Here is a 10,030-nt window from a genome sequence, read left to right as displayed (position 1 = left end):
GATGTGGGTAGTGGTGCCCGCGCACGAGGAGGAGGCCCGGCTCGCGGACACGCTGCGGGCCCTCGCGGCCCAACGGGACGCCGACTTCACCCTGTTGGTCGTCGACAACGCCTCGACGGACCGGACCGGGGCGATCGCCCGGGAGTTCGCGGCGGCTGCGCCCTTCCCGGTGGAAGTGATCGAGGAGCCGGAGAAGGGCGTCGGCTCCGCCGTGGACACCGGCTTCCGGTACGCGATCGGCCGGGGCGCGGCCCTTCTCGCCCGCACCGACGCCGACTGCCTTCCAGGGCCCGGCTGGACGGGCGCCGCGCGGGCCGCGCTCACGCACAGTCCCGGACTGGTCTGCGGGCGGATCGTGGCCCGCCGCGACGAACACGGCCCGCTCGGCCGGGCCGGTTTCCGGCTGCTCGTGGCGCTCGCCGCGCTCTTCGGGCGGCTGCGGCCGGCGCACTCACGGCGGGGCGGCTACCGGGCCCCCTACCGCATGCACGCCGGGAACAACATGGCGATCACCGCCGAGCTGTACCTGGCCGTCGGCGGCATGCCCCGGCGTCCCTCGCCGACCGACCGGCTCTTCCTCAACGCCGTACGCCGCCACACCGACCGGATCGCGCACTGCCCGGCGATGGTCGTGGAGAACTCCACGCGGCGCCTGCGGGCCTACGGGCTCGCCGGCACCGCCCGCTGGTACCTCGACCAGGGCAGCGGCCGCCACGGAACGGACCCCCGCTGATGCTCGACCGACTCGACCACGCCCTGCGCAGCCGTCCCGAGCGGCCCGCCGTCCTGGCCGCCACCGCCACCGGCGCCACCCGGGTACGCGCCACCCGCGGCGAACTCGCCGAGCTGGCCGACGCCTTCGCGGCCGCGCTGCACGCGCGCGGGTTGCGCGCCGGGGACACCGTCGGCGTCGCGGTGCGCCCCGGGCCCCGGGCGCTGGCCGTGCTGCTCGCCCTGTGGCGGCTCGGGCTGCGCGGGGCCGTCCTGGACCCGGGCGCGGGGCCCGACGTCCTGCGGGCCCGCCTCGCGCTGGCCCGGCCCTCGCTGGTGCTGGCCGACGCGGCCGCGCAGGCGGTGGCGGGCTGGGCGCGGCCGCTGGCCCGCCGGGCCCGGCTCGCGCTGCCGGACCTGGCCGAGCTGGGTCCGGTGGCCACGGTCGGGCCGCGGCTGCCGGGCTGCGCCCCGGCGCTGGACCTGGCGGCGCCGCGGCTCGGCGTGCCCGCCCGCGCCGAGGTGGACGGTGACGCCGACGCGGTGATCGTGTTCACCTCCGGGACCACCTCGCGGCCGCGCGCCGTCGTGCACACCCGGGCGAGCCTGTCGGCCGGGATGGCGACGGTCTCCTCCCTCTTCGACGCCAGCGGGGACCGGCCCGTGCTCGGCGGCACCTTCTTCGTGCTGGTGCCCTCGCTGACGCGGGGCGCGCCCGTCGCCCTCCCGGCCGGCCACCCGCGCGTGCTGGCCAGGCAGTTGGACCGGCTGCGGCCCCAGGACACCTATCTGACCCCGCCGCGGCTGCGGGACGCCCTGGCCGCGGGTGCCCGCTTCCACGGCCGGGTGTGGACGGGCTCGGCCCCGGCCGGCGCCGGGCTGCTGGAGCGCGTGCGGACCGCGGGCGCGGCCGAGGCCTGGGGGGTGTACGCGCTCACCGAGCTGTTCCCGGCCGCCGCGGTCGAGGCGCGGGAGAAGTCGGCCTTCGACGGCGCGGGCGACCTGGTCGGCGCCCCGCTGCCCGGTGTGCGCGCCCGGACCGACGCGGACGGCCAGCTGCTGCTGGCCGGGGCCGCGGCCCGCCACCGCTACCTGGGCGAGGAGCCCGACCCGTGGGTGCGTACGGGCGACCGGGCGCGCCTGGACGGCGCCGGCCGCATCGTGCTGGGCGGCAGGTGCAAGGACATGGTGCTGCGCCGGGCGGAGAACATCTACCCGGGGCTGTACGAGCCCGCCCTGCACGTGCCCGGGGTGGAGTTGGCCGTGCTCGTCGGGATTCCCGCGGGCGACGGCGACGAACGGCTGGTGGCCGTCGTACAGCCGCAGCGCGGCGCGGACGAACCGGCCCTGCGCGCCGCTCTGGCCGAGCCGGTCGGGCGGATGGGCACGGCTCGCCCGGACGAGGTGCTCCTCGCGCGGATCCCGCTGTCGGGGCGCTCGCGCAAGCCGGACCGCGCGGCGACCGCCGCCCTCGCGGCGCGGCGCCTGGGGGTGCCGGCATGACCGCCGGGTCCCACGCACGGGCGCGCCGCCGCGACCGCCGGGTCTATCTGGGCAGCCATCCCCTGCTGTTCGGGCTGCTCGCCGCCACCCGCGGGCGGCCCGTGCGCCGCCTCGGCGGCACGCTGCTGGTCCACGGGGCGGACGCCTACCGGGAGGCGCTGACGCGGCTGCCGCTCGACCGGACGGCGGCCGGTACGACGGGCGCCGCCGCGCGCTCCGCCCTGCGCGGCGGCGGGGGCGTGCTGTTCGACCAGGAGGGCGGCGGGCACCGGGCGGACCGGCGGGACCTGGCGGGCGGGCTCGGCGCGGCCGGGGTGGAGCAGCTGCGGGCGGGCTGGCAGCCGTTGCTCGTACGCCGCCTGGCGCCGCTGTCGCGGGACGGCGAGGTCGACCTCGTCGACCTGGCGCGCGAGCTCGCCGGGTCGGTGGTGTGCGAACTGCTGGGCTGCGCCGCCGATCCGCGGGACGTGGCGCGGGCCGCCGCCGAGGCCGCGGCCGCCTCCGTACGCAGTCACCTGCCCGGGCCGCGCCGGCCGCGCGCCGAGGCGGCCGCGGCCCGGGCGGCCGACCGGCTGCGGCGGCTCCTGGGCCCGGCCGAGGAGGCGCGGGCCGCGATGGTGGCGGTGGCCGCGGTCAACACCACCGTCGCCGCGCTCCCCCGGGCCGTGGCCTGGTGCGCCGACGCGGGTCTGTGGGGGCAGGCGGCGGACGGGGCGCTGCGGCCGGCGCTGGCCGAGGAGCTGCTGCGGGTCACCGCGGCCTCGCCGCTGCTGCCGCGGGTGGCCGCGGCGGACGGCGCGGTCGGCGGCTGTCCGGTGCGCGGCGGCGAGCGGCTGCTGCTGGTCGCCCGGCATGCGGCGCAGGCGCACCGGCGCGACCCGGACGCCGCCCGGCCCGCCGGCCCGGCCGCGGCCGGGCTGGTGTTCGGGGCCGGGCCGCACGCGTGCCCGGGGGCCCGGCTGGCCCGCGTCCAGCTGGCCGACGTGCTGGCGGCGCTGGCCCCGCACCGGCCGGTGGTGACGCGGGCCCGCGTGGACCGGGGGGCGGCGCTGCCCGGCTGGCGTTCCCTGACCGTCCGGGCGGGCTCGTGAGGGCCCGGGTCGCGGTGACCGGGGCGAGCGGTTTCTGCGGCGGGCACGTGGCCCGGGCGGCCGCCGCGCGCGGGGCGGAGGTGGTCTGCCTGGGCCGCAGGCCCGGCCCGGTGGGGGAACACCGCTTCTGGGACGCCGCGTACGGGGAGCCGGATCTCGCCGGGGCGGACGTGGTCGTGCACTGCGCGGCGGCGGTCGGTGATCCGGCGCCCGGCTCACCGGCGGAGGCACACATGCGCGAGGTCAACGTGGACGGCACCCGGCGGCTGTTCGCGGCCGCCGGCGGGCGGCCCGTGGTCTGGGTGAGCAGCGCCAGCGTCTACGACCCGCGCCTCGACCGGAGCCTGGTCGGCGAGGACCATCCCCGCGCCGGCCACCTCAACGCCTACGGGCGGACCAAGGCGGCGGGCGAGGCCCTGGCCTTGGCCGCGGGGGCGGTGGTGCTGCGGCCCCGGGCCGTCTACGGCCCCGGTGACACCCAGTTGCTGCCCCGGCTGCTCTCCCGGGTCCGGGCCGGGACCCTGCTGCTGCCGGGCCCGGACGTGCGCCTGAGCCTGACGGCGGTGGAGAACCTGACCGAGGCGTGTCTGCTGGCCCCGGGATGGGCTCCGGGGGCGTACAACATCGCCGATGCCGAGCCGTACGCCCGTGACGACGCGGTCCGCGCGGTCCTGCGGGCCCACGGCGTGCGGGCCCGGATCCGCCACCTGCCGCTGGGCGTGGCCCGGGCGGCGGCCCGCGTCGCGCAGGCCGCGGCGAGGGGCGAACCGGCCCTCAGCCGCTACGCGGTGGACCAGCTGGCCCGCCCGGTGGTCCTGGACCTCACCCGGGCCCGGTCGCGGGGCTGGAGTCCGGGCCGGAACCTGGCGGACTACCTGGCGTCGGTGGCCGCGGCCGGCCCGGGGGTCAGCCGCTGACGGCCGCCGGGACCCCGGACCGCACGATGAGCAGGTCCAGGAGCGCGAGGAGGGAGGCGCGGACGTCCGTGCGGGAGCGGGCGTCGAGCATGAGGACGGGCGTGTTCGGATCGCGCAGGTGCAGGGCCGCACCGATCTCCTGCGCGGTGTACGGCTGTTCGCCGTGGAAGCAGTTCGCCGCGACCACGAAGGGCAGTCCGCGGCTCTCGAAGAAGTCGACGGCCGGGAAGCTGCGGTCCAGGCGCCGCGTGTCGACCAGGACGATCGCCCCGAGCGCCCCGGACAGCAGGTCGTCCCACATGAACCAGAAGCGTTCCTGGCCCGGCGTGCCGAACAGGTAGAGGACGACTCCGGCGTCGGTGAGGGTGATCCGGCCGAAGTCCATCGCCACGGTGGTGACCGTCTTGGACTCGATGCCGTCGAGGTCGTCGACGCCGACCCCCGCCGCCGTCAGCCTCTCCTCCGTACGCAGCGGCTCGATCTCGGAGATCGTCTCCACCAGGGTCGTCTTGCCGACTCCGAATCCGCCGGCGACGAGGATCTTGACCGGGGCCGGTTCCTGGGGGGCGGGCGTGTCATATCCGGGCAAGGTTGTCCCTGATTCTCATGAGCAGGTGGACGTTGGTGGTCTCGGCGCCCTCCAGGGGCGGCCGGTGGTGGACCAGCCCGCGGTCGGCGAGTTCGCCGAGGAGCAGCGTCATCGGGGTGAGACGGATGTTCATCCGCGCCGCTATCTCGGCGACCGCACGGCCGCCCGGCGGCGCGCACAGGGCGAGGACGTCCTGCCACTCGGTGGGCAGTCCGGCGTCGGCGTCCGCGGCGACCGCCGCCGTGATCGTGGTGTCCATGGTGAGGACGGTGTGCGGCACGGCCGTACGCCCGTCGGTCAGGGCGTACAGCCGTGTCCGGCGGCCGCTCGCGGGCTGGGGCTCGTCCTGCGGCATCAGGCGTTCGGCACCTGGGCGCGCTCGGGGGTGCCCAGCCACTCGCCGAGCGCCTGGGCGGTCCGTACGGCCTCGCCGCCGAGCTCCCCGAGCCGCGCCTTGCGGGAGGTCACCACGATGAGCGTGCTGCCCTCGCCGCATCCGACGATGCAGAGGTACCGGTCGTCCATCTCGACCAGCTGGCGGATGACGCGGCCGCCGTCGATCTCCCGGGATATCGCCTTCATCGTGGCCGCGATGCCGGAGGCGGCGGCCGCCATCCGCTCGGCCTGGGGCTCGTCCAGCAGGTAGGCGCTGAGTTTGATGCCGTCGTTGGACAGGAGCACCGCTCCCTGGATGCCGGCGATCCTGCTCAGGTTGTTGTCCAGCACGCTGTAGATCATGTCGTTGGATGCCGCGGTGTTCGGTGAAGTAGTCATGGCTGATCCCGTCGGAGCTCTTCTTCCACTGTCTGGGTCCCGTGTTCGTAGTCCGCCCAGGCGTCGGCCACCTCTTCGGGTGTCTCCGTGTCCGGCCGGACGGCGGCCTGCGGTACGCGGGGGGCGCGCAGCTGTTCGGCGATGTGGGTCTGCGGCACGCGCTCGGGGAGGGCCGGTCGCGTGGGACCGTCCGCCGGGGCCGGCCGGACGGCGGGCTCGGGCGCGGGCTCGGGCGCGGGCTCGGGCGCGGGCTCGGGCACGGGCTCGGGCGCGGGCTCGGGGGGCGCGGGCTGGGCCGCGGGCGCCGTCGGACGGCGGCTCGGCAGCCCGGCGGCCGTGTGCAGGACCAGCTCGGGCGCCCGTTCCTCGCACGCGTCCGGGGCGGCGGTCGGCGCGGGCACCGGGGGCGCTGCCGGGGCCGGGGTCGGGGCCGCGGGCGCGGGATCGCGCGGTGCGTCCCCTTCGGTCGCCACCAGCAGCTCCCCGGGGATGATCACCACGGCGGAGGTCCCTCCGTACACCGAGCGGCGCAGGGTGACCGTCGCCCCGAGCTGGTCGGCGAGGTGGCCGACCACGAAGAGCCCGAGCCGGTGCGCGTTCTGCGCCAGGACGGAGTACGGCGGGGCTTGGTGCAGGCGCCCGTTCATCTCCTCGTACCGCTCGGCGCTCACGCGTGGCCCGCGGTCCTCGATCTCCACCGACAGCCCGTCCGCGACCACTTCGGCGCGGATGACCACCTTCGAGCGCGGCGGGGAGAAGCGGGTGGCGTTGTCCAGCAGCTCGGCGAGCAGGTGGCTGACCTGGCTGATCACCCGCGGTTCCACGCTGGTCTCGTCCAGGGCCTGCCGCTCGATGCGCCGGAAGTCCTCGACCTCCGCGGCGGCTTCGCGCAGCAGGTCGGCGATGCGCATGGGCTCGGTGTGCGGGTCGGGGACCTCGCCGCCCGCCAGGATGAGGAGGTTCTCGATCTGCCGCCGCATGCCCACCGTCAGCTGGTCGGACCGCATCAGCTGGGCGAGCAGCGCCTCGTCGTGGCCGAAGGCGTCCTGGATGTCCTCGGTGAGGCTCAGCTGGCGGCTGACCAGGTTTCCGGTGCGCGAGGCGATGCCCGAGGCGAACAGGCCGAACCCGTGGCGCTCGGCCGCGAGCTGGCGGTGCCCGTCGACGGACACGGCCACGGCCCGGGCGAACGCGTCGCTGATGCGGCCGACCTCGTCCCGGTCCCCGCGCACCGCCGGCAGCACCCCGGCGTCGACGGACTGGCCGCGCTGCAGCCGGGAGACGACGTCGGGCAGGGTCTCCTCGGCGACGGTCACCGTCCGTTCGTGCAGGTCGTCCAGGCGGCGGAGCACCGACCGCGTGGTGAACACGACGACGATCACCACGATGAGCAGGCCGCCGCTGCTTCCCCCGACGAGCCAGGCGACCTCGGTCTCCAGCTCCGCGGCCTTGGCATCGCCGCGCGTGAGCACCTTCCGCGCACGGTCGACGTTGAGCGTGGCCATCTGCACCGAGAAGTTGGCGTGCGCGGACCGCCAGCCCGTGACCTCGGCGGGCAGCTTGACGCCGGACGCGGTGTCCGTGTGCCCGGAGATGACCGCGTTCTCGATGTGCGTCTTCTTCTGCCAGTCCGGGGAGGCGACGATCCGCTCGTAGAAGCGCCGGTCCCCGTCGGACAGATAGGGCACGACCCAGGTCTGGTACAGGTGCCGGTGGGCTCCCATGGCACTGACGAACTGGTCGAACCCGGCGGTGTCCAGTTCCCTGGCCGGTCCGGCCAGGGCCAGGAGCGTGTCCTCGCGCGCCAGCATCTCGGTGGCGGAGAGCATGGACACCACGGGCCGGGTCTCCTGGACCAGTTCGGCGTCCTGCGCGTGGCTGAACTCCTGCTGGTACACCTGGATGACCGCGCCGATCACCCCGGTGTAGTAGGCGAGGGTGCTGTCGGCGCCTCCGGTACGGGCGTCCGCGCGCTGGCGGTAGGCGGCCAGGCCGTCGAGCCACCGGTTCACCTCACCGAAGGAGGCGTGCGCATCACCCGCCAGCCGGCGGAATTCGGCCGCGGCCCGGTCCGCGGCCTCCCGGCGGATGCGCAGCTCGTCCTCGGCCCCCGCGGTGCCCGCCCACCGCGCGGCGGTCGCCGTCCGCTCGGCCTGCATGTCGACCATGAGCGTGTAGAGCGGTGCGCCGATCCGTTCGGCGGCCGCGACATCGGCCCGCAGGTGGTTCGACTGCTCCAGCAACCGCCCCGCGGTGACGGCCACTTGGGCGCCCATCGCCACGGTGGGAAGCACGGCCAGCCAGATGAGCAGGGTGCGCAGGCGTACGGTGCGCCGCCGACGGGTCGTCGACTGCCCTGCTGCGTCTTCGGGTTCTATGGGAGACATCGGACCTCGGGGACGGGGATGGCCGGGGGCCGATCATAACCAGCCATGACGAGGAAACAGATAGGTGTCTTCCGCGATCAAAGCGTGCTATTGGCGGCGGACCGGAACAGGCGAGAGACCTGATCGGAATCGAACCGCGACGTCCCCGACACGTCCCCGACACCAGAACGGGCCCTCCCCACCGGCCCGGGTGGGAAGGGCCCGACGGTGCGCGGGGTCAGCCCTCGTCGGAGGCCGGGGTCAGGCGCAGCGAGATCGAGTTGATGCAGTACCGCTGGTCCGTGGGCGTGGGGTAGCCCTCGCCCTCGAAGACGTGGCCCAGGTGGGAGCCGCACGTCGCGCAGCGGACCTCGGTGCGGACCATGCCGTGCGAGGTGTCGGCGATCAGCTCGACCGCGTCGGTGTCCTTCGGGTCGAAGAAGGACGGCCAGCCGCAGTGCGACTCGAACTTCTCCGAGGAGCGGAACAGCTCGGCCCCGCAGCCCCGGCAGGAGTAGACGCCCTCCGTCTTGGTGTCCGTGTACTCACCGCGGAAGGCGGGCTCCGTGCCGGCGAGGCGCAGCACCTGGTACTCGGACGGGGTCAGCTCCGCCTGCCACTGCTCGTCCGTCTTCTCGACCTCGTACGCCATGACGTCCCGCTCCCTCAGTTCGACAGGCGGGCGAGGATCTGCGGTCCCAGATCCGTGACGTCGCCCGCCCCCATGGTGAGAACGAGATCACCGGGCTTGGCCATTCCCGCGATGACGTCGGCGACGGCTTCCTTGGAGTGCTCGGCGGTGACGTCGGCTCCGGCCGCGCGGGCGGCGGCGATGATGAGCTCGCTGGTGACGCCCGGGATCGGGTCCTCGCGTGCCGGGTAGACGTCCAAGACCACGGAGGCGTCGGCGAGGGCCAGCGCCTGGCCCATCTCCTTGCCCAGCTCCTGGGTGCGGGAGAAGAGGTGCGGCTGGAAGACGACCAGGATCCGCTCGTCCCCGGCGGCTCCGCGGATGGCCTCCAGGTCGGCGGTCATCTCGGTGGGGTGGTGCGCGTAGGAGTCGATGACCTGGACGCCCGCGGCCTCGCCCTTGAGCTGGAGGCGGCGCTTGACGCCGGTGTACTTGCCGAGCGCGGAGGCGAGGTTGTGCGCCGGGATGCCGAGGGCCACACCGGCGGCGAGGGCCGCGACGGCGTTGTGCGCGTAGTGGCGGCCGGGCACCGAGACGGTGAAGGTGAGCATCCGCCCGTCCAGGACGACCGTGACCTCGCTGGTCAGCCCGCGCGGGGTGATCTTCGTGATCCGGACGTCGGCCTCGGGCTCCTCGCCGTAGGTGACGACGTTGAGGCCCTCACGGCCGGCGACGCGGCGGGCGATCTCGGCCGCGCCCTCCTGGCCGTGGGCGACGACCAGGGTGCCGCCGGGCACGACCTTGCCGACGAAGGTCTCGAAGGACTCGTAGATCTCCTCGATCGACGCGTAGTTCGCGTGGTGGTCGAGCTCCGCGTTGAGGATGATCGCGACCTGCGGGCTGTACTTGTGGAAGGTGCGGTCGCTTTCGTCCGCCTCGGCCACGAAGACGTCGCCCTCGCCGTGGTGGGCGTTGGAGCCGGGGGCGTCCAGGTCGCCGCCGATGGCGTACGAGGGGTCCAGGCCCAGGGCCGAGAGGGACACCGCCAGCATCGAGGTGGTGGTGGTCTTGCCGTGCGTACCGGCGACGGCGATCGGGCGCAGCCCGTCCATCAGGGCGGCGAGGGCGTCGGAGCGGTGCACGACGGGGATGCCGAGCTCGGCCGCGCGGGCCAGCTCGGGGTTGTCGGCGCGGATGGCACTGGAGACGACCACGCAGGTGGAGTCGGCGGCGAGGTTGCCGGCCGCGTGCCCGCCGTGGACCGTGGCGCCGTGGGCGCGCAGCGCCTGGGCGGTCTCGGAGTCACCACGGGTGTCGCTGCCGGCGACCCGTGCGCCGCGCTGGGCCAGGATCTTCGCGATGCCGGACATCCCGGCGCCGCCGATGCCGATGAAGTGGGGCCGTTCCATGGCGGTCGGCAGGCCGGGCTTCATTCAGGTCGCTCCAGG

The 10,030-nt window shown here is 75.6% G+C and carries 10 protein-coding genes; 4 read left to right on the top strand and 6 right to left on the bottom strand.

Annotated features, from left to right (window positions below):
- Nucleotide 1: 1 nt before the first annotated feature.
- From AC07DU_RS19915 to AC07DU_RS19900, 4 genes are read left to right on the top strand one after another with little or no spacing between them, the layout of a single operon-like run.
- Complete coding sequence (locus AC07DU_RS19915) at nucleotides 2–733, top strand: glycosyltransferase family A protein (RefSeq protein ID WP_360896366.1); 732 nt, start codon at nucleotides 2–4, stop codon at nucleotides 731–733.
- On the top strand, nucleotides 733–2,214 hold the full coding sequence (locus AC07DU_RS19910; protein WP_479112651.1) for an AMP-binding protein: 1,482 nt from the start codon (nucleotides 733–735) through the stop codon (nucleotides 2,212–2,214). Before AC07DU_RS19915 ends, AC07DU_RS19910 begins: the two co-directional genes overlap by 1 nt.
- Nucleotides 2,211–3,305, top strand: coding sequence for a cytochrome P450 family protein (locus AC07DU_RS19905; RefSeq protein ID WP_479112649.1), 1,095 nt, complete (start codon nucleotides 2,211–2,213; stop codon nucleotides 3,303–3,305). The genes AC07DU_RS19910 and AC07DU_RS19905 overlap by 4 nt, the downstream gene beginning before the upstream one ends.
- A complete protein-coding gene (locus AC07DU_RS19900; RefSeq protein ID WP_479112647.1) occupies nucleotides 3,302–4,222 on the top strand; it encodes an NAD-dependent epimerase/dehydratase family protein in 921 nt (306 codons plus the stop codon). Before AC07DU_RS19905 ends, AC07DU_RS19900 begins: the two co-directional genes overlap by 4 nt.
- On the opposite strand, the gene AC07DU_RS19895 is transcribed toward AC07DU_RS19900, so the two are convergent.
- The 6 genes from AC07DU_RS19895 to murC form a co-directional block, all read right to left on the bottom strand.
- The gene (locus AC07DU_RS19895; RefSeq protein WP_360896191.1) at nucleotides 4,212–4,811 is read right to left on the bottom strand and encodes a GTP-binding protein; all 600 of its coding nucleotides are present in this window, start codon (nucleotides 4,809–4,811) and stop codon (nucleotides 4,212–4,214) included. The genes AC07DU_RS19900 and AC07DU_RS19895 overlap by 11 nt on opposite strands.
- On the bottom strand, nucleotides 4,798–5,166 hold the full coding sequence (locus AC07DU_RS19890) for a DUF742 domain-containing protein (protein ID WP_360896194.1): 369 nt from the start codon (nucleotides 5,164–5,166) through the stop codon (nucleotides 4,798–4,800). The genes AC07DU_RS19895 and AC07DU_RS19890 overlap by 14 nt, the downstream gene beginning before the upstream one ends.
- The gene (locus tag AC07DU_RS19885; protein WP_360896197.1) at nucleotides 5,166–5,585 is read right to left on the bottom strand and encodes a roadblock/LC7 domain-containing protein; all 420 of its coding nucleotides are present in this window, start codon (nucleotides 5,583–5,585) and stop codon (nucleotides 5,166–5,168) included. Before AC07DU_RS19885 ends, AC07DU_RS19890 begins: the two co-directional genes overlap by 1 nt.
- Complete coding sequence (locus AC07DU_RS19880) at nucleotides 5,582–7,972, bottom strand: sensor histidine kinase (protein WP_479112645.1); 2,391 nt, start codon at nucleotides 7,970–7,972, stop codon at nucleotides 5,582–5,584. The genes AC07DU_RS19885 and AC07DU_RS19880 overlap by 4 nt, the downstream gene beginning before the upstream one ends.
- A 217-nt stretch (nucleotides 7,973–8,189) precedes the next feature.
- Entirely contained in the window at nucleotides 8,190–8,603 is a 414-nt protein-coding gene (gene msrB / locus AC07DU_RS19875; protein WP_479031985.1) for a peptide-methionine (R)-S-oxide reductase MsrB, read from the bottom strand.
- 14 nt (nucleotides 8,604–8,617) lie between these two features.
- Complete coding sequence (gene murC, locus AC07DU_RS19870) at nucleotides 8,618–10,015, bottom strand: UDP-N-acetylmuramate--L-alanine ligase (RefSeq protein WP_360896206.1); 1,398 nt, start codon at nucleotides 10,013–10,015, stop codon at nucleotides 8,618–8,620.
- Between the last annotated feature and the right edge of the window lie 15 nt (nucleotides 10,016–10,030).

The organism is Streptomyces sp. NPDC045695 (genome assembly GCF_056432025.1).
Note: the sequence above shows the minus strand (reverse complement) of the source record. Positions and strands in the feature narration are given on the sequence as shown.

Excerpts from the sequence above, each read along its gene's own strand:
- AC07DU_RS19915 (WP_360896366.1), top strand. The coding sequence starts at position 2 with ATGTGGGTAGTGGTGCCCGCGCACGAGGAGGAGGCCCGGCTCGCGGAC.
- AC07DU_RS19910 (WP_479112651.1), top strand. The coding sequence starts at position 733 with ATGCTCGACCGACTCGACCACGCCCTGCGCAGCCGTCCCGAGCGGCCC.
- AC07DU_RS19905 (WP_479112649.1), top strand. The coding sequence starts at position 2,211 with ATGACCGCCGGGTCCCACGCACGGGCGCGCCGCCGCGACCGCCGGGTC.
- AC07DU_RS19890 (WP_360896194.1), bottom strand. The coding sequence starts at position 5,166 with ATGCCGCAGGACGAGCCCCAGCCCGCGAGCGGCCGCCGGACACGGCTG.
- AC07DU_RS19885 (WP_360896197.1), bottom strand. The coding sequence starts at position 5,585 with ATGACTACTTCACCGAACACCGCGGCATCCAACGACATGATCTACAGC.
- AC07DU_RS19880 (WP_479112645.1), bottom strand. The coding sequence starts at position 7,972 with ATGTCTCCCATAGAACCCGAAGACGCAGCAGGGCAGTCGACGACCCGT.
- msrB (WP_479031985.1), bottom strand. The coding sequence starts at position 8,603 with ATGGCGTACGAGGTCGAGAAGACGGACGAGCAGTGGCAGGCGGAGCTG.
- murC (WP_360896206.1), bottom strand. The coding sequence starts at position 10,015 with ATGAAGCCCGGCCTGCCGACCGCCATGGAACGGCCCCACTTCATCGGC.